At 67.1% G+C, this 18,370-nt stretch carries 15 protein-coding genes; 13 read left to right on the forward strand and 2 right to left on the reverse strand.

Annotated features, from left to right (window positions below; all coding sequences use genetic code 11):
* Positions 1–64: 64 nt before the first annotated feature.
* The 7 genes from AX690_RS01455 to phnX all read left to right on the forward strand — a co-directional run bounded on the left by AX690_RS01455 (position 65) and on the right by phnX (position 7,861).
* Positions 65–1,720 (forward strand): TonB-dependent receptor, encoded by a 1,656-nt coding sequence (locus AX690_RS01455; protein WP_231732086.1) that lies wholly within the window; start codon positions 65–67, stop codon positions 1,718–1,720.
* Positions 1,721–1,781: 61 nt separating this feature from the next.
* Positions 1,782–2,420, forward strand: coding sequence for a sulfotransferase family 2 domain-containing protein (locus AX690_RS01460; RefSeq protein ID WP_066681066.1), 639 nt, complete (start codon positions 1,782–1,784; stop codon positions 2,418–2,420).
* On the forward strand, positions 2,417–3,040 hold the full coding sequence (locus tag AX690_RS01465; protein ID WP_066681067.1) for an aspartyl/asparaginyl beta-hydroxylase domain-containing protein: 624 nt from the start codon (positions 2,417–2,419) through the stop codon (positions 3,038–3,040). The genes AX690_RS01460 and AX690_RS01465 overlap by 4 nt, the downstream gene beginning before the upstream one ends.
* On the forward strand, positions 3,037–4,953 hold the full coding sequence (locus AX690_RS01470) for a sulfotransferase (protein ID WP_066681087.1): 1,917 nt from the start codon (positions 3,037–3,039) through the stop codon (positions 4,951–4,953). The genes AX690_RS01465 and AX690_RS01470 overlap by 4 nt, the downstream gene beginning before the upstream one ends.
* A 1-nt stretch (position 4,954) precedes the next feature.
* Positions 4,955–5,905 (forward strand): aspartyl/asparaginyl beta-hydroxylase domain-containing protein, encoded by a 951-nt coding sequence (locus AX690_RS01475; protein WP_066681068.1) that lies wholly within the window; start codon positions 4,955–4,957, stop codon positions 5,903–5,905.
* A 13-nt stretch (positions 5,906–5,918) separates the two neighbouring features.
* The gene (locus AX690_RS01480) at positions 5,919–7,052 is read left to right on the forward strand and encodes a TIGR03364 family FAD-dependent oxidoreductase (RefSeq protein WP_231732085.1); all 1,134 of its coding nucleotides are present in this window, start codon (positions 5,919–5,921) and stop codon (positions 7,050–7,052) included.
* Positions 7,049–7,861 carry a phosphonoacetaldehyde hydrolase gene (gene phnX, locus AX690_RS01485; RefSeq protein ID WP_082769434.1) on the forward strand — a complete coding sequence of 271 codons (813 nt, stop codon included), beginning with the start codon at positions 7,049–7,051 and terminating at the stop codon, positions 7,859–7,861. Before AX690_RS01480 ends, phnX begins: the two co-directional genes overlap by 4 nt.
* Here phnX and AX690_RS01490 read toward each other — a convergent pair.
* Both AX690_RS01490 and AX690_RS01495 read right to left on the reverse strand, forming a co-directional pair.
* Positions 7,858–8,433, reverse strand: coding sequence for an HD domain-containing protein (locus tag AX690_RS01490; protein WP_066681070.1), 576 nt, complete (start codon positions 8,431–8,433; stop codon positions 7,858–7,860). The two genes, phnX and AX690_RS01490, sit on opposite strands and share 4 nt — an antisense overlap.
* Before the next feature lie 24 nt (positions 8,434–8,457).
* Positions 8,458–10,581 (reverse strand): phosphocholine-specific phospholipase C, encoded by a 2,124-nt coding sequence (locus AX690_RS01495; protein WP_066681071.1) that lies wholly within the window; start codon positions 10,579–10,581, stop codon positions 8,458–8,460.
* A gap of 162 nt (positions 10,582–10,743) precedes the next feature.
* On the opposite strand from AX690_RS01495, the gene AX690_RS01500 reads away from it, so the two are divergent.
* From AX690_RS01500 to AX690_RS01525, 6 genes are all read left to right on the forward strand, one after another.
* On the forward strand, positions 10,744–11,463 hold the full coding sequence (locus tag AX690_RS01500) for a UTRA domain-containing protein (protein ID WP_066681072.1): 720 nt from the start codon (positions 10,744–10,746) through the stop codon (positions 11,461–11,463).
* Between the two features lie 69 nt (positions 11,464–11,532).
* On the forward strand, positions 11,533–12,864 hold the full coding sequence (locus AX690_RS01505) for a DUF5690 family protein (RefSeq protein ID WP_066681074.1): 1,332 nt from the start codon (positions 11,533–11,535) through the stop codon (positions 12,862–12,864).
* Positions 12,865–13,384: 520 nt separating this feature from the next.
* The gene (locus tag AX690_RS01510; RefSeq protein ID WP_066681079.1) at positions 13,385–16,144 is read left to right on the forward strand and encodes a TonB-dependent receptor; all 2,760 of its coding nucleotides are present in this window, start codon (positions 13,385–13,387) and stop codon (positions 16,142–16,144) included.
* 236 nt (positions 16,145–16,380) lie between these two features.
* Positions 16,381–16,887 (forward strand): RNA polymerase sigma factor, encoded by a 507-nt coding sequence (locus AX690_RS01515; RefSeq protein ID WP_066681081.1) that lies wholly within the window; start codon positions 16,381–16,383, stop codon positions 16,885–16,887.
* 91 nt (positions 16,888–16,978) lie between these two features.
* Positions 16,979–17,977, forward strand: coding sequence for a FecR domain-containing protein (locus tag AX690_RS01520; RefSeq protein ID WP_066681083.1), 999 nt, complete (start codon positions 16,979–16,981; stop codon positions 17,975–17,977).
* A gap of 68 nt (positions 17,978–18,045) precedes the next feature.
* Positions 18,046–18,342, forward strand: a complete 297-nt coding sequence (locus AX690_RS01525; protein WP_156449523.1) for a hypothetical protein — start codon at positions 18,046–18,048, stop codon at positions 18,340–18,342.
* Positions 18,343–18,370: the final 28 nt, after the last annotated feature.

Genomic DNA, 18,370 nt, shown 5'->3' on the forward strand with positions numbered 1-18,370 from the left:
CGAGATGGAACGCAGAGCGGCTTAACCCCGTCCACTTTTTCGGGGGAAGATCACCTCGATGGACGTGACCGGCGTTACGTTCGGCAGCGAGCATCGCCGCTCGCTGAACAAGAACCGCTTCAACCAGCTGGCCCTGACCGGCAAGTGGGACGCGACCGAACATCTGACAATCGACGGGCATGTCGGCTACGAGAAGTCGACCTACAAGACGCCCTACGACGACAAGCTCTACATGCGCGCCAAGGGCAATCTGGTCGCCGAATACGGCTCGGACGGCCGTTCGGCCTCGTTCCAGTATCCGAATTGGGACCCGGCTAACGCCGCCAACTACGCGATGGACTCGTTCTATTATCGCGGTTTCCAGAACCAGTCGAAGCTGCGTGAAGGCGTGCTGAACGCGCGCTATGAACTGAACGATCAGTGGACCCTGCGCGCCGGGGTCGCCTATCACCGCTTCAGCCAGGGCGGCATCGACATCTTCTACGATGACAACGTCAACGGCACCCGCTCCAAGACCCGCGGAACCTCGGTGGGCGACATCACCTCGGTCTTCACCAACGAGTTCGGTTCGTGGCTGATCGGCGACTACGACAAGGCCTTCGCCAAGTATAAGGAATATCACCGGTTCGGCCCGAACAAGGACGGCACCGGCGGCGCCCTGCAGGACATCGAGAACGTCTACGAGACGACCGAGACCACGACGTCGGGCTTCGTCCAGGCCGACTGGGACACCCAGCTGATGGGCAAGCGCTTCCGCGGCAACATCGGCCTGCGCGGCTACGACACCGACACCCGCAGCACCGGCTGGATCCAGGGCGACAACTACGCCTATCTGGGCACCGCCGACGTGAAGGGCGGCTATTCGGGCGTCCTGCCAACCCTGAACACCGTGCTGGAGCTGACGCCGGAGGTGCAGGTGCGCTTCTCGGCCACCCAGAACCTGAACCGTCCGGGCCTGGGCTCGATGGCGGCCAAGGGCTCGGCCGACTACGTGCTGACCGAGAGCGGCCAGATTAGCAAGATCACGGGCTCGCGCGGCAACCCGAACCTGATGCCGTACAAGGACGACACGCTGGACGTGGCCGTCGAGTACTACTTCGGCAACACCGGCATGCTGTCGGCCAGCGTGTTCCAGAAGAGCATCAAGAACTACATCGACACGCGCCGGCTTGAGAAAGTCCCGTACAGCCAGACGGGTCTGCCGCTGTCGCTCGTTCCGGGCGCCACGGCCAACACGATCGTGGACGAGTTCTCGATGCCGGTGAACATCCCCGGCAAGACCAAGCTGACCGGCGTCGAACTGGCCGGCCAGGCCCAGTTCACCTTCCTGCCGGCGCCGTTCGACAACATGGGCGTGGTGGCCAACTACACCTATGTCGACGCCGACAAGGACCTGACCGGTATCTCCAAGACCAGCTACAACGCCACGCTCTACTACGAGACCGATCGTTGGGGCGTTCGCGGGTCGTTGAACCACCGTACGCGTTGGTACACCGGCCTCAACAGCTCGCCCATGAGCGCCAGCACCCGCGGTTTCGAGGGCGGCACCTATATCGACGCCGCCGCCTTCTACAACTTCAGCGACAGGCTGCAGATCTCGCTGGATGCGGTCAATATAACCAACCAGAAGGACACGCAGTTCTGGGGCCAGAACCGCTACCTCTATAACCAGAACCAGAGTGGTTCGACCTACATGCTGGGTCTGAGCTACAAGTTCTAAGCAAACGCTGACGGCGCCTCGCTTATCGAGCGGGGCGCCGTTCTTCGTCTATCCGGAAACTATGATCGTCTCTCATCGCCACCGCTTCATCTTCGCCGCGGTCCCAAAGACAGGCACGCACGCCGTCCGCCAGGCCTTGCGCGAGCGAATGGGCGACGAGGACGTCGAGCAGGTCGGCTTGTTCGTGAACAAGCGCTTCCCCTGGGCCGATCTCGCGGCGATCCAGCACGGGCACCTGTCCCTGCGCCAGGTGCGGCCTTATCTCGGCGAAGAGGCCTTCGCCGCCTATTTCAAGTTCGCCTTCGTGCGCAATCCGTTCGATCGCTTCGTCTCGTATTGCGCCTTCATGCTGCGCGGCGGCGACGTGTTTCAACGGCAGCCGCGCGAGGCCATGCGCCATTTCCTGTTCGTGGACCCGCCGGAAGGCCACATCCTGTTCCAGCCCCAGGCCTGGCTGTTGGTCGACGACGACGGCGAGACGCTGCTCGCCGATCAGGTGGGACGGGTCGAGGACATGCAAGGCTCCTACGACGCGATCTGCGCGCGCATCGGCGTCGCGCCGCGTCCGCTGGATCGGGTCAACAGCACCTCGCACCAGGACTATCGCGCCTATTATGACCGCGCGCTGATTGACGGCGTCGCCAAGCGTTACGCCCAGGACCTCGAGCTCTTCGGCTACGACTTCGAGGGCGCGCGATGAGCGGCGCGCGGCTCGAGCTGACGGCCAACCCGCGCAAGACGAGGGCGGTGCGCCGCCTCGGCCCGGTCGATGTCGCCGCCCTGCGGGCCGCCGTGCTGGCGATCCCCGAGGCGATCTGGGACGCCGAGAACGCGGCCAAGCCCAACAAGTTCGAGGTGCTGGACACAACCCGGCACATTGTCTTCCGCTTCGTCGACAGTCCGCGCGACTGGCGCGGTTCGCACGACCGCCCCGCCTGGGCGGCCTGGCGGGATCGGCTGGAGCCGGTGTTGGCCCAAGCGGTTCGCGACTACGGCTACGCCCGCGGCGTGTTTCCGCGCGTGATGCTGGCGCGGATGCCGGCCGGCGGTGTGATCCATCCGCATATCGACGCCAATCCGGCCGCCAAGTGGCCGCACAAGATCCACGTGCCGCTAACGACCAATTCCGATGTGATCTCGTTCTTCGGCGGCGCCGAGCATCACTTCCCGGTGGGCGAGGCGGTCGAAGTCGACAACCTCGGCCCCCATTGGGTGCGCAACGCGGGCGGTACGGACCGCATCCACCTGATCTTCGAATATTTCGACCCGGACCAGCCTGACCCGGCGTGGCTGGCGCCGCTCCTGAGCGCGACGTCGTGAACGGTTCCGAGGCGCGAGACGAGCGAGAAGCCCTGCTGCGCGAAGCCCGGACGCTGCGCGAACAGCGACGCGTCACCGAAGCGCTGACCTCGCTTGAGCGCTTGCGGGAAGACCATCCGCGCTTCAGCCGGCTTCATCAGGAGCGTGCGCAGTGCCTGATCGCCTTGGGAGAGGGGCCGGCCGCGATCGCCGCCCTGCGTGAGGCCGTGGCGCTAAATCCCACGCTCCCCGCCTGCTGGGACATGTTGGAACAGCTGCATCGCCTGCGGGGAGAGGAGGGCGATGCCAGCGTCGCGGCTCGGAATCTAGCGGTTCTCAAGCAGCTTCCGCCCGCGATCGTGGCGGCTCAGAGCCTGCTGGCCGACGGCGATCTCGAGCCCGCCGAGGAGATCCTGCGCGCCCACCTGCACACGGCTGGCGAGAGCGTTGGCGCGCTCCGCCTCCTGGCTCGCATCCGGCTGGAAGGCGGGGCCGCGGACGAGGCCGAGGTCCTGCTGGCCGCGATCCTGGAGCGCGCGCCGGACTATCGCGAGGCGCGTTTCGACTACGCCATGGCGCTGCTGCAGGGCCAGAAGCATCGGGCGGCGCGCCAGCAGGCCGAGCGACTGCTGAAAGACGCGCCAGACGCTCGCGACGTCCTGAAGCTGTACGGCGCGGCCTGCCTAGGCCTTGGCGATTTCGAACCGGTGATCGACCTCGACGCGCGGCTCCTGGCCGGACCATGCGAGTCCGCCGAGGAGGTCGCCGACCTGCGCCTGTGGCGCGCCAACGCCCTGAAGGCCATGGGACGCGGCGTCGAAGCCGTCGCCGATTATCGCGCCGCCCTGTCGGCCTGTCCGGATCATGGCGTAGCATGGTTCAGCCTGGCGAACCTCAAGACCCATGCGTTCGACGACAACGACATCACGCGCATGCGCGCCGCCGAGGCCCGGCCCGGCCTGCAGGACATGGATCGCGTCTATCTGCGCTTCGCCCTTGGAAAGGCGCTCGAGGATCAAGCCGACTATGCCGCCTCCTGGGGGTTCTACGCGCGCGGCAACGCCCTAAGGCGGACATCGAGCCGCTACAGGACGGATGTCGCCGAACGTTTCGCGGAGCGTCTGAAGCAGACCATGACCGCCGAGGCGTTCGCGAAGCGAGCGGGGTGGGGGACGGACAGTTCAGCACCGATCTTCGTTCTGGGGCTTCCGCGCTCGGGCTCGACCCTGATCGAACAGATCCTAGCGTCGCACGCCCAGGTCGAGGGCACGCACGAGCTGACCGAAATCGGCCGATACGTCGGCGAGCTGTGCGGGCGAGACCCCGATTGCGGCCTGCCCGAAAACCCCGCCGCGCTTCTCGACCTGACGGCCGCGCAAGCCCGCGCTCTGGGCGAACGGTTCCTGGGCGAGACGCGCGCCTATCGGCGGCTGGGGCGGCCATTCTTCATCGACAAGATGCCCAACAACTTCTGGCACATTGGCCTGATCCAGCTGATCCTGCCGCGCGCCACGATCGTCGATGTGCGGCGTGAGCCGATGGCCTGCTGCTTCAGCAACTTCAAGCAGCTGTTCGGGACGACGAACCAGGAATTCACCTACAGCCTGGAAGACATCGCCGGCTATTATCGGATCTATCTCGACCTGATGCGGCATTGGGAGGCCGTGCTGCCTGGACGCGTGCTCAGGGTGCGGTACGAGGACGTGGTCGACGATCTGGAAGGCGCCACGCGTCGCATGCTGGACCATATGGGCCTGCCCTTCGAGCCGTCGTGCCTGCGCTTCCATGAGACCCGGCGCGGCATCCGGACGCCCAGTTCCGAGCAGGTGCGCCAGCCGATCGGGCGTGACGGCCTTGAGCAATGGAAGCGCTACGCGCCCTGGCTTGCGTCGCTACGCACGGCGTTGGGCGATGTGCTGACGGAGACGGCCTGACATGCGTCTTTCGAGACCCTTCTTCCAGCTGCCGCTGCTGTTTGACGTCTCCCGGCTCCAGGCGGAGGTCGCCGGCTTGCCGCCCGAGGCCTGGGTCTCCCATCCGGACCAGGTGCCCGGAAACAGCGCGGTCCGGCTGATCACCGCGGGCGGGGGCGACAACGACGGCGTGCAAGGGCGCATGGCGCCGACGCCGTGGCTCGAGGCCATGCCCTATCTGAAACAGGCCCTGGCGGGATTTGGCGTGGTCTGGAGCCGCTCGCGGCTGATGCGCCTGGCGCCGGGCGCGGGCGTGCCCGAGCACGCCGACATCAACTATCACTGGCACACCCGCGTGCGGCTGCACATTCCTGTGCTCACGTGGCCGGAGGTGCGCTTTCACTGTGATGGCGAAGCCGTGCACATGGGCGCCGGCGAGGCCTGGGTTTTCGACAACTGGCGGCGTCACCACGTCGAGAACAACGCCGCCGGCGAGCGGATCCATCTAGTCGCCGACACGACCGGCACGGCGGCGTTCTGGCGGTTCGTGCATGCGCCGGCGCCGCCGCGAGACCAATGGCGCTCGGTGAACTGGGATCCGACCGCCGATCATCCGCTGCTGACCGAACTGAACCAGCGCTCGCCGATCATGCCGGCGGCGGAGGTCCAGTGGCTGTTGGACGACCTGCGGGACGAGCTGACCGTGTCGAGCGACAGTCCCGAAGCGCGTGCGCGGGCGGCGCGGTTCATCCAGGTGCTGGAGAGTTTCGCGTTCGATTGGCGGCAACTGTGCGCGCTGCATGGCCTCGGCGGCGGGGCGGCTCCGGCGTTCCGCCATCTCGCCGGAGCGCTTGGCGAGGCCGTGCGCCCCCTGGCGGAGGGCTTAGTGATGCGCACCAACGGCGCCGGCGCGCTGCTGGTGCTGGAGAAGCGTGTGTTGCAGCATCTCGTCGCCGAAGATGCTGCGCGGTGAGGGAAGGTTCGTCTTGAAGCAGGGTTTTGATCTGGCCGTGGTGGGCGCTGGCATTGTCGGCCTGGCCCACGCCTTGGCCGCCGCGCGGTTGGGCAAGCGTGTGGTTGTCGTCGACCGCGACGCCCAGGCCAATGGCGCCTCGGTTCGCAACTTCGGTTTCGTGACCGTCACGGGCCAGGAGCGAGGCGCGGTCTGGAGCCATGCGCGTCGCTCGGCGGAGGTGTGGCGCGAGGTCGGCGAGGCGGCGGGTATCGATGTTCTCCAGCGCGGCCTGACGATGATCGCCCGGCGCCCCGAAGCCGAGGCCGTACTCAAGGCCTTCCTGGAAACCGAGATGGCCGAGGGCTGCGCCTGGCGCGACGTCGACGCGCTCGCCGATCGCCTCCCGACGCGGGGCCAAGTGCTGGGCGGGTTGACCAGCAGCGTCGATCTACGCGTGGAGTCGCGCACCGCCATCCCGCGCCTGGCGGCTTGGCTCGAGGCCGCGCATGGCGTCACCTTCCTGCGGGGCGTGTCGGTTCGCGGCGTCGAGACCGGGCGGCTGGAGACCTCCGCCGGCGTTGTCACGGCCGACGCCATCGTGGTCTGCCCGGGCGATGATCTCGCGACCCTGTTTCCGGACAGCTTCGCTCGCGCGGGCGTGACCCGCTGCAAGCTGCAGATGCTGCGCCTGGCTGATCCGGGCTGGCGGCTGCCGGCGCCGGTCATGTCCGACCTCGGCCTGGTCCGCTATCTCGGCTACGCCGCCTTGCCGGAGGCGAAGGCCTTGCGCGCCCGGCTCGAAGCCGAACAGCCCGCGCATCTGGAGCATGGCGTCCACCTGATCGTCGTGCAAAGCGCCGATGGATCGCTGGTGGTTGGCGACAGCCATCACTATGCGCCGACGCCCGATCCTTTCGCCCGCGACGATGTCGACGCCCTGATCCTGGACGAGTTCGCGCAAGTGTTCGGACAGGCGCCGCCCCCTGTGATCGAGCGCTGGATCGGCACCTACGCATCGGCCTCAGGACACAGCCTGGTCGAGACGCCCGCGCCGGGCGTGCGCCTGGCCGTGGTGACGGGCGGCACCGGCGCGTCGACCGCGTTCGGCCTCGCCGAAACCGTCATCGCCGATCTGCTGGACTTGCCCCAAGGAGCCTTCGCGTGAGCCACAGCCCTATCCAGGCCGTCATCTTCGACTGGGCCGGCACGATGATCGACTTTGGCTGCCGCGCGCCCGTCCTGGCGCTCCGGGAGGTGTTCGCCGAGGCTGGGGTCGAGATCACGGAAGCCGAGGCGCGGGCCGACATGGGCCGCGCCAAGCGTGATCACGTCCGCGCTCTTTTGGGCATGCCAAGGATCGCCGAGGCTTGGCGGGCGCGGTGCGGCCAAGCCAGCGACGAACGGGACGTCGGTCGTCTGCACGACGCCGTCGAACCGAAAATGCGCGAGGCGGCCCGGGGCTGCTCGGCCCTGATCCCGGGCGCGGCGTCTCTGGTCGCGGACCTGCGCGCGCGGGGCGTGAAGATCGGTTCGACGACCGGCTACACGCGCCCAATGATGAGCGACATCCTGCCGCTGGCCGCCGAGCAGGGCTATGCGCCGGACGTCGTGGTGTGCGCTGGCGAAACCGCCGAGGGGCGACCTTCGCCCCTGATGATGTGGAAGGCGTTGGTCGCGCTAGGGGCATGGCCGGCCAGAGCCTGCGTCAAGGTCGACGACGCCGTCGTCGGGATCACCGAAGGGCTCGAGGTCGGCGCCTGGACGGTGGGCCTTTCCGCATCCGGCAACGGGGTGGGCTTGAGCCTGGAGGCGCTGGCCGATCTGCAGGCCGACGAGCGCGCCTCTTGCGTCGCGGCGTCCGCTCAAGCCTTGCGAGACGCCGGGGCGCATTATGTCGTCGAGACGCTGGCCGAGTTGGGCCCAGTGCTGCTCGAGATCGAGGCGCGGATCGCCCGGGGCGAGCGACCGGTCTAGAGCTTGCCGGCTTCGCGGATCAGGTCGCGCAGGAGGTCGGCGTACTCGTCAAAGCCGGCGACCTCCGCCTCCAGATCCTTCCCCGCCTCGTCATACCCGCGGAGCTTTTGCGCCGCGCCGGCGTGGGGATCGGCCAGGAAGACCTTGATTTCGTCGGGGTTCATCGGCCCGCCTTGCAGCGCCAGGCTTTGTTTCGAGGCGTAGCTGAGGCGGCCGGCATAGGTCGGATCAACGGCGACGCGATAGCGCTTGGCCGCCACGTGCAGCCGGATCGGCTCGCTCACCTCGGGGCCGAAGCCGCGCGCTAGATAGCCGGCGCCGATCTGCTCGTGGCGGGTGTCGATGCCACGGTCCGCGGCGTCCTCGCCGATCTTCTGCATCAGATGGCCGATGTCGTGCAGCAGGGCCGCGGCGACCAGGCTCGGGGACGCGCCGTCCAGCTTGGCGTGATGCGCAGCCTGCAGGGCGTGCTCCATCTGGGTGACGTCCTCGCCGTAGTGCAGGTCGCCCATCCGGGTGAAGAGGTCGGTGATTTCGGCCAGGAACATGTCGGCCGCGGAACTCGAAGTCATGCTGTATCCGTAGGTTTTCAAGGCTTACAGGCGCATGCGCCCGATGCCGGGATCGGTGCGGCTGGCCCGCCCGGTCTCAAGATGGCCGGCCAGGCGCTGAACGAAACTGGGATCATCCGCGTGGGTGAGGGTGAGATCGTACCAGTGGTCGCTGCCGCGAAGATCCCAGACGGCCTGGGTGGTTTCGCCGGCCTTCAGGCTGATGCTCTGACGCGCCTCGCCGTCGGACAGGGGATAGGCCTCCTCCATCCGGGCGATCACGACGCCGGCCTTTTCGGACTTAAGCTTGACGAGCAGACGCGACCGCGCGTCGGGCAGGACCTTGATGGCGGGCTGCGTCCTCGACGCGTCGCCCGCGAAGCGGCGGTAGAAGCCGTTGGGCCCATGGACGGTCAAGTCATAGGGACCGGGCGCCTGGCCCGCGCGATTCCAATGCCCCGCCGCATAGGCTTGCCCCGCCGCGAGGGTGAAGCGCCAGGGGCCCTCGCGGTCGGTGTTGTCGAACACCTGGAACACCGCGCCCGCGCGTCCGGCGTTGACCAGGTCGATCCAGACCTTGCCATCCTTCACGCGCACGTCTGCCGACAGCAGGTAGGGTAGGGCGCGAGCCCCGCGCTGCGGGCCTTCCTGCGCCGACGCGGTCTGGACCGCCGGGATGCGCAGACTGGGCGCGGCCTTGGAGCGCGCCACACGCTGCATGTAGTCCGTTGTCGCCGGCAGGGTCAGGGCCGACCAGTCCTTGTTCGGCGCGGCGAAGTCGAAGGCCGACGTCAGGTCGCCGCAGACCGTCCGACGCCAATCGCTGATGTTCTCCTCGCGCACCCCGAAGCGGCGCTCCAGGAACCGCAGGATCGAGGTGTGGTCGAACACCTCCGAGCAGACGAAGCCGCCGCGCGTCCACGGCGAGACGATGATGGCCGGCACCCGGATGCCCAGGCCCAGCGGGTGAGCGCCCTTGTTCTCGACGTCGGCCTGGCCATAGTCCTTGCTCTCGCCGGCGACCGAGACCGAGCTCCACCCTTGGTCGGCGGTCAAGGGGGGCATCGGCGGCTGCATGTGGTCGTAGAAACCGCCCGCCTCGTCGTAGTTGATGATGAAGACGGTCTTGGCGAACACCTCGGGGTGATCGACCAGCGCCTTGACCAGCTCGGCGCAGACGTGCTCGCCCTTCGAAGGCTCGGCCTGGGGATGTTCGGACAGGTCCGCGGCGGTGACGATCCACGAGACCTGAGGCAGGCGATCGGCGGCCACGTCGGCGCGGAAGGCCTCGACCAACTGTTCGCCATCCGATCGGGTGCGGTCGACGCCGGTCTTGTGCTCCGACACCCATGAGCGCCCTCGCGCGTAAAGGGGCGAGTCCTTGGGGCACGGGCGGAACGGCTTGAACACCGACAGGATGTTGTCGCCGAAGTTGTCGTACTCCTGATAGACCTTCCAGCTGATCCCGGCCGCCTGCAGCCTTTCGGCGTAGGTCGTCCAGTCGTACGGCCCCTTGGCCATCGGCCTATCGGTGGCCATGTCGGCGCTGGGCGTCTCGTTCTCGCCGTAGTTGCTCATCTCCGGGTCGCCGCCGACCTTCCCGCCGCCGTTGCAGCCCGTCCAGAGATGCAGGCGATTGGGATAGGTCTGGGTCAGGGTCGAGCAGTGATAGGCGTCGCAGACGGTGAAGGCGCTGGCCAGCGCATGATAGAAGGGCAGGTCGGAGGCCTTGTAGTAGACCATCCGCTTGTGCAACTCGCCGCTATGCCCCCATTGGTCATAGCGTCCGCCATTGACGATGGTGATGGCCGCCTGATGGCCCTGGTCGGAGCCATCGACCGTGTAGGCGTTGGTGGCCGAGGCGTCGCCATGGAAAGGCGCGACAAAGCCGTCCGGATGCTCGCGGCTCGGCTGACGCCAGACTGACGCTCCGCCGGGCAGGCGCTGCGGCCGAGGGTCGCCAAAACCCCGGACCCCGTTCAGCGTCCCGAAGTAATGATCGAACGCCCGGTTCTCCTGCATGAAGATCACGACGTGCTCGACATCCATGATCGTGCCGGTTCGATGGCGCGCGGGGATCGCCAAGGCGCGTGCGATGGTCGCCGGCAACATCCCCGCGGCGGCGCCAACCGCGGCGGCGCGCAGAAGCGAGCGTCGATCGGCGGCCATGATCCTTCTCCCATAATTCGATTTGGTATAGACCAGATTGGCGCGAAGCTTTCGTGACATTTTGAAGCCGCGCGCGTTCAACCCGATCGGGTTCCTTGACCCCGGGAAGGCCCCCTCCCATCCTTAAGGGCGGCGGGATTCGACCGCTGGCCAGGTCGTTCGATGCAACAGCCCGAAAGTCTTCAGTATCTCGGCGTGCGTGACGACATCGCCGCCCGCATCACGGCCGGCGAATTCAAGCCCGGCGAGCGGCTGCCTTCCGAGCGTCAGCTGCAGATCGGCGGGGGCGTGGCGCGCGGCACCGTGCGAGAGGCGCTATTCCAGCTCGAAGCCGAGGGGATCATCTACCGGAAGGACCGCAGCGGCTGGTACGTTTCACCGCCGCCCGTCGTCTACGATCCGACGCGCTGGGAGGGCTTCATGTCCTACGTCGAGGCGCAGGGACGGCGGCCCGAAACCGAGACGCTCAGCAAGGTCGAGATCACCTGCGACGGCATCCTGGCCCAGATCTTTTCGCGTCCGATCGGCGCGCCGATGTACTGGATCCGCCGGCGCCGTTCGATCGACGGCCGCGCCGTGCTGATCGAGAGCATCATCGTCGATGGCGCCCGCGCCCCCGGCCTGATCGAGCACGACCTGAATGGCTCGCTGACCAGCGTCCTGAAGACGGTCTATGGCATCGGCGTGGCGCGCAACAAGGTCGACATGCGGCCCTGCGCCCTGACGCGCGACGAGGCCGAGGCGCTGCGCGTGAAGTCCGGCCTGCCGGGCCTCAGCCTCGTGCGGACCTGCTATGACGCTCAAGGTAATGTCGTCGAGTTCGACCGCGAATACTGGCGACATGACGCCTTGACCGTCAGCGTCGATATTCGGGTCCGCTAGGCGAGGTCGCCGTCATCGAGCCGACATGTCCGTGGTCTAGACCAAGTCAGTTTATCGAAGGGCGTATCCATGACATTCGGTCCCCGGCGCTGGCTTGAGCGCGCCAATCCGCTGGCCTTCGCGCTGTTCGCGGGACTGGCGGGATTCTGCGCCTATTTCTCGATGTACGCCTTCCGCAAGCCGTTCGCCGCGGCGACGTTCGGCGCTGTCGAAGGTTGGACCTTCGCGGTCGACTACAAGATCGCCCTCGTGCTGGCCCAGGTGCTGGGCTACGCCCTGTCCAAGTTCATCGGCGTCAAGGTCATCTCGGAGATCGATCCCGCCCGCCGAGGCGCGGCCATCCTTGGCTTGATCGGCGCTTCCTGGGTGGCCCTCCTGGGCTTCGCCCTGGTTCCCGCGCCGTGGAATGTCGCGGCCCTGTTCCTGAACGGCCTGCCGCTGGGCATGATCTGGGGCCTGGTGTTCGGCTACATGGAGGGGCGTCGGACCTCCGAGGTCCTAGGGGCCATCCTCTGCGCCAGCTTCATCCTCTCATCGGGCGTCGTGAAGTCGGTCGGCAAATGGCTGATGAGCGACTTCCACGTCTCTCCGTTCTGGATGCCGGCCGCCACCGGCGCGGTCTTCATGCCGTTGCTGGCGGTCTCGGTCTGGGCGCTGAGCCAGCTTCCGCCGCCCAACGCCGCCGACGAGGCCGCTCGGGTGCGCCGCCAGCCTATGGACGGCGCCCAGCGCCGGGCGTTCCTGGCGACCTATGCCCCCGGTATCGTGCTGCTGGTGCTTTCCTATGTTCTGCTGACCGCGCTGCGCGACTTCCGCGACAACTTCGCCGCCGAGATCTGGACCGCGCTGGGCTTTGGCAAGGCCTCGGACGTCTTCACCGCCAGCGAGCTGCCTGTCGCCGTGATCGCTCTGGGCGTCCTGGGCGCGGTGATGCTGGTGAAGGACAATCTGCGCGCGCTGCTCGTGATGCATGGCGTGATCTTCACGGGCTTCGTCCTACTCGGCGTCTCGACCCTGGCCTTCCAGGCGCACATGCTGTCGCCGCTCAGCTGGATGATCCTCACGGGGGCGGGCGTCTATCTGGCCTATACGCCTTTCAACGCGATGCTCTTCGACCGCATGGTCGCTTTCAGCGGCCAGGTCGGGACGGCGGGCTTCCTCATCTATGTCGCCGATGCGTCGGGCTATCTGGGCAGCGTCGCGCTGCTGATTTGGCGCAACTTCGCCATGATCGACCTCGACTGGCTCCACTTCTTCGTCGCCAGCATCTACGCAACGAGCCTTTTTGGCGCGGCCTGCACCGTTCTCGCCGGCCTCTATTTCGTCGCCCGGTCTCGACGCCCGAGAGAGCAGGGCGTCCCGCAAATGGACGCCTTGGAGGCCCCTCCGTCGTCAACCTAGATGCGCGGTGAGCGGGGAGGGCGCGCGCGCACTTCGGCGAGATCCTGACCGACGTCGCCGGCCTTGCCGAGCAGGGCCCAAAGCCTCGCCTTCAGGCGGGACGCTTTGGCCTGGACGCCCTTGGCCGAAACATGCGGCGCGCGCGGCCGGCGGCGGCAAGGTGGTCTTCGATGTCGCCCACGAGAGCTGACACAGTCCAGGGCCGTTGCCGAGACGGGCGGGAGCCCACATTGGCTGACGATGGCGGAGCTGAATCACAAGCTCTAATCGCTCTCCGCCACCATCGACGCCACTAGCGCCTAACCGCGATCAATGAGGCGCTGATCGGGATCGCGGAAGCGGTGCGCGCCGAGGATTGGGCGACGAGCCAGCGGCAGGTCCGCTGGCGTGAAGTTTTCATGAAATCCGCCGCTAGCCGCTGAGGCTTCGTACGGCGCTGTCGTTGAGGGCGTCGGGGGGCGAGAGCCGGGCGCAAAGGTCCGGCCCGCCCCGTCTCAACAAAGACTTGGGGATATCAACGATGATCGGACTGAACATGAACCGCCGCACGGCCTGGCTAATGACCAGCTGCGCCGCCATTGGCCTGTTCGCCACGACCAGCGTCCAGGCTCAGGCGACCGCCTCGCAGGACCAAGTCGAGGAAATCGTCGTCACGGGCAGCTATCGTCGCAGCCTGGAGAAGGCCATCGACATGAAGCGCGAGAACGTCGGGTTCTCGGACTCGATCGTCGCCACCGACGTCGCCAACTTCCCTGAACAGAACCTGGCCGAAGCGCTGCAGCGCATGCCCGGCGTGACCATCGAGCGCAACAAGGGTCTGGGCGGCCGCGTCAGCGTCCGCGGCCTGCCCGCCGAGTTCACCTTCGTCACCATCAACAACCTGGCCACGGCCTCGGGCAGCGGCGGCCGCGACGTCGAGTTCGATATCTTCGCCTCGGAAGTCGTCCAGCAGGTGACGGTGCAGAAGTCGCCGCGCGCCTCGGACGAGGAAGGCGGCATCGCCGGCGCGATCAACATCTCGACCGCGCGCCCGTTCGACTACAGCGGCCGCAAGCTGGTGGCCTCGGCCGAGGGCGCCTACAACTCGATCTCGGAAAAGACCGATCCGAAGGTCGCGTTCCTGGCCAGCGACACCTGGGGCGACTGGGGCGGCCTCGTCTCGTTCTCGGCGGCCCGCCGGACCAACCGCACCGACTCCAACTCGGGGATCAACTTCCGTCCGATGTTCCGCTTCCTGGAAGCGGGCGGCACGCGCGCCGCGCAGGCCGCCTCGGTGCTGGCGCGCGACGCCGGCGTCGTGGTCAAGGACGTTCGCAATCGCGACGAGACCGGCCGCATCATCTTCCAGGACAAGGTCGGCGACCGCGCCTATCTGAACACCCAGGACCAGTGGGGCGGCACCGCCTCGCTGCAGTACAAGCCCTCGGCCAACTTCGACATCGCCTTCGACCTGATGGTCGGCGGCTATGAGGCGACCGAAGACCAGTACGACGCCGCGGCCTATTCGGCCTCGAGCCGCAGCACGCTGGAAACGATCCACGCGTACGACAAGACGACGCTGTCGCAGTACAACATGGTCGTGCTGCGCGACGTCTCCTACACCGCCACCCAGCACGAGATGCTCAGCAAGGAGCAGATCAACAAGACCGACTACGTCCAGTTCGGCACGGAGCTGAACTGGCATGGCGAGACTTGGAAGCTGCACGGCCTGGCCGGCTATTCGGGCGCCGAGAAGACCCTCGACTACTCCAACCTGAAGCACGTGGCCTATGCGCCGTCGCGTACGCGTTGGACGGCCAAGGGCGGCGAGACGGTCAAGAGCGCCAACCCCGCCTCGATCGACATGTACAACTCGCCGTCGAAGTACCTGTTCGAGGCCTATGAGACGTCGCTGGAGAAGATCAAGGACGACAAGTACGCGGCCCAGGTCGACTTCACCAAGGAGTTCGATTTCAGCTTCTTCCCGGCCCTGAAGACCATCCAGGTCGGCGCGCGCTACACCGACAAGTCCAAGGAACGTCAATACGGCGCCCTGAACATCCAAGGCCCGTCGGCCGGCAGCACCGCCTGGCTCAATACTCGCACCATGGCCGACAGCCAGCTGACGCCGATCGATCAGCTGGTGCCAGGCGGCGAATACAGCATCCGCGACATCACGTGGAGCCAGATTTCCAACGAGTACGCCCGCAAGACCTTCCGCTACGCGGGCTTCAAAACGCCCTACACGCCCGGCGACTACTACAAGGTCGATGAGACGGTCACGAGCCTTTACGCCATGGCCGACCTGGGCTTCGACGTTGGCCCCGTGCCGGTCGCTGTCAACGGCGGCGTCCGCTATGTCGACACATCGGTGACCTCGTCGGGCTATCACCAGATCCAAACCCCGACCGGCGGCACGACCTATACCCCCGCGCCGGTCTCGAGCGATGGCAGCTACAACAAGCTGCTGCCCAGCCTGAACTTCACGGCCGACCTGACCGACAGCATCACGCTGCGCGGCGCGGCCTCGAAGACCCTGATGCGTCCGGCCCTGACGGATCTCGCCTACAAGCGCACCGCCAGCTGGAACTCGTTCCGCTTCACCGACGGCAACCCGAACCTGAAGCCAACCTTCGCCGAGCAGTGGGAAGTTGGTCTCGAAAAGTACCTGCCGGAAGGCGGCCTGTTGGCGGTCTCGTACTTCGACAAGAAGATCGAGGGCGTGGTGCGCCAGGCCCTGACCGGCACCGTCAAGAACGTGACCAAGTACAACGCCAACGGCACCGTCGACGGCGTCTACGACTTCGACGTCTATCAGCCCGTGAACCAGGAAGGCTCCTACAAGGTCAACGGCGTCGAGATGGTGGCGATCGTCCCGTTTGGCCTGTTCTTCGAACCGCTGAAGGGTTTCGGGATCAACGCCAACTACACCATCCTGGACAGCTCGCTGACCGGTCAGTCCATCATCAAGGTTCCGACGCCGCCGGTGGGCCTGGCCGACAAGGCCTACAACGTCACCCTGTTCTACGAGAACGAGCGCTTCCAGGCGCGCGTGTCCTATAACTACAAGGACAAGTACGTCGAAGGCATCGGCTACGAAATGTATCCGATCTGGCGCTCGGGCTACGGCCAGACGGACATGTCGGTCAGCTATAACCTGAATGACCACGTCCAGCTGAGCCTGGAAGGCATCAACATCACCGACGAAACCACCAAGGGCTACACGATGGATCCCTCGTTCCCGACCATGGACGAGAAGTCGGGCCGTCGCTTCAGCCTGGGGCTGCGGGTCAACTTCTGATCCGTGGTCAAACCATCGGGGCGGGCGGCTTCACCGGCCGCCCCGACGCCTTCGCGCGCGGCCTACCCTCAAAAAACTGTCATGCTTTTCGAGGATGGCTGCGCCGAACAAGGCGAAGAGAGACCATGGCCCTAGGTCCAAGCGCATGGACGAGGCTTGCACGATCCCCGGCTTCCGAAGCGTTCGCCGCGCTTGAGCCGGTCGGTCGGCAAGACCCCGCCCCATCGGGACAGCGCATGTCGGCGCGCGTCGACGGCGCCGTAGCGGCCCTGCGCGGGGACCTGATCGCCTACCTTCAACGGCGCGACCGCGCCAGCGAGGCCGAGGACGTCGTCCAGGAGGCGTTCGCGCGGTTCTATCGCGCCGGCCATGACGTGACCGCGCCCGACGCTCGGCCGCTTCTGTTCGTCATCGCCCGCAATATCCAGCTCGATCGCTGGAAGGCCGAGACCCGAGAAAAGGCGCGCCGCAGCGTCCACGATATTCACGACCTGGACGCCGGCCTCGGCGCCGTGGCCTGCGAGGAGCCGGCCGCGGACCAGCATTTGATCGGCCGCCAGGATCTGGCCGCGGCCGAGGCCGTGATCCGGGCTTTGCCGCCCAAGACGCGCGACGCCTTCCTGCTGCATCGGTTCCGCGCGCAGACCTATCGCCAGATCGCCGATCAGCTGGGTGTTTCGGTAAGCATGGTCGAAAAGCACATCGCCGAAGCGCTGCGTCAGCTGAAGAAGTCGCGCGAATGACTGAGGCGCCGCGCCCGTCGATCGTTGTGCCTTTTGAAACCTCGGGTCGCATGCCGCGTCGCTGTCGGGTGAGAAAGGATTTCCGTCGCTGATGTTCGGCCGGCTCACCGCATTTTTCGCCACCCGGCCCAGGACGGCCGAGGACTGGCTGGCGCGCATGGGGCGGCCGAATGCGGATAGGCGTGAGCAGGCCGCCTTCCTGGCTTGGCTGGAGGCCGACCCGGATCACCTGCGGCAGTACGAGCAGGCCAAGGCCGATATGGCGTCGCTGGAGCGCCTGCGCGGCGCCTTCGCCCTGGACGTGGCCCGGCTGAACCGGCGCGAGCCGGCTCTCCCTCCCTCGGGACGTCGCCTGGTTCTGGCGGGGGGCATGGCCTTCGCCGCGCTCGCCGTCGCCGGCGTCCTGCTGGCGCCCAGGCCTCCGGCCGCCCCGGAGGGGCGACTCTACGCCAGCGCCCCCGGAGAGATTACCGACGTCGTCCTGGAGGATGGCTCGCGCGTCACGCTCGACGCTGGCTCGGCCATCCGGGTGGCCTTGGCCAAGGATGCGCGGCGGGTGACGCTGGAGCGCGGCTCGGCCTATTTTGAGGTCGCCCATGACGCCACTCATCCGTTCCAGGTCGCCGTGGCGGATCGCCGTGTGATCGTCACCGGCACCCGCTTCGTCACCAGCCTGACCGGCGACGGCGCCCAGGTTTCGTTGCTGCAAGGCCGAGTGCTGATCGGTCGACGCGACGCGGCCGAGAGGGGCGCGTTGGACGGCGCCACGGTCCTTTCGCCCGGCGAGCGCGCGGCCTTCCGCCCGGACGAGCCCGGCCTTGAGAAGGCTGTCGCCGACCTGGAGACGGCCACGGCCTGGCGTCGCCGCCGACTGGTGTTCCGCGACGCGCCGCTGTCCGACGTCGTCGCCGCCGCCTCGCGCTACTCCAGCGCGCCGCTGGTCGCGGCCGACCCGCGACTCTCGCGTGTCAAGGTGACGACCGTCCTGCCTCTGGAAGGCGAGGGGACCATCGCCGAGCGCATGGCGGCCCTGCTGCCCGTACGCACCGAACGCGCCGCCGACGGCCGCGTGCTGGTCCGCGCCGACTAGGTCAGTATCGCAGAGCTGTCACAACCGCGCGCTAAGCCCGATGGATCGTAGCGTCGGGGGCGTCATTCTTGAAACCGCCTGCTGCATCGCCGCCGAACGGCGGGCGACGCGGACCGCTGGGCCTCGCCGTCCTGGCGTTGGCGCTGGCGGTCGCCCCCGCGGCGCGGGCGCAGGCCTCGCAGACCCAGCGTTTCGACATCCCCGCCCAGGATGCCTCGTCGGCGCTCGTCCAGCTTTGTCTGCAAGCCGATTGCGAGCTCGCCTTCGTCCCGGCTCCTGGACAGGCGGCGCGCACCCGAGCCGTGCGCGGCGAGATGGGCTGGCGCGAAGCCCTGGCCGGCCTCACCTCAAGGTTTGTGCGCTAAACCTCGGCTAAAAGTACGAACCAAGAAC

Origin of the sequence: Caulobacter sp. CCH9-E1, assembly GCF_001556515.1 — a bacterium.
In the GTDB taxonomy this organism is placed as follows: domain Bacteria; phylum Pseudomonadota; class Alphaproteobacteria; order Caulobacterales; family Caulobacteraceae; genus Caulobacter.

Excerpts from the sequence above, each read along its gene's own strand:
- AX690_RS01520 (WP_066681083.1), top strand. The coding sequence starts at position 16,979 with ATGTTCGGCCGGCTCACCGCATTTTTCGCCACCCGGCCCAGGACGGCC.
- AX690_RS01495 (WP_066681071.1), bottom strand. The coding sequence starts at position 10,581 with ATGGCCGCCGATCGACGCTCGCTTCTGCGCGCCGCCGCGGTTGGCGCC.
- AX690_RS01505 (WP_066681074.1), top strand. The coding sequence starts at position 11,533 with ATGACATTCGGTCCCCGGCGCTGGCTTGAGCGCGCCAATCCGCTGGCC.
- AX690_RS01515 (WP_066681081.1), top strand. The coding sequence starts at position 16,381 with ATGTCGGCGCGCGTCGACGGCGCCGTAGCGGCCCTGCGCGGGGACCTG.
- AX690_RS01490 (WP_066681070.1), bottom strand. The coding sequence starts at position 8,433 with ATGACTTCGAGTTCCGCGGCCGACATGTTCCTGGCCGAAATCACCGAC.
- AX690_RS01500 (WP_066681072.1), top strand. The coding sequence starts at position 10,744 with ATGCAACAGCCCGAAAGTCTTCAGTATCTCGGCGTGCGTGACGACATC.
- AX690_RS01460 (WP_066681066.1), top strand. The coding sequence starts at position 1,782 with ATGATCGTCTCTCATCGCCACCGCTTCATCTTCGCCGCGGTCCCAAAG.
- AX690_RS01465 (WP_066681067.1), top strand. The coding sequence starts at position 2,417 with ATGAGCGGCGCGCGGCTCGAGCTGACGGCCAACCCGCGCAAGACGAGG.
- AX690_RS01475 (WP_066681068.1), top strand. The coding sequence starts at position 4,955 with ATGCGTCTTTCGAGACCCTTCTTCCAGCTGCCGCTGCTGTTTGACGTC.
- AX690_RS01510 (WP_066681079.1), top strand. The coding sequence starts at position 13,385 with ATGATCGGACTGAACATGAACCGCCGCACGGCCTGGCTAATGACCAGC.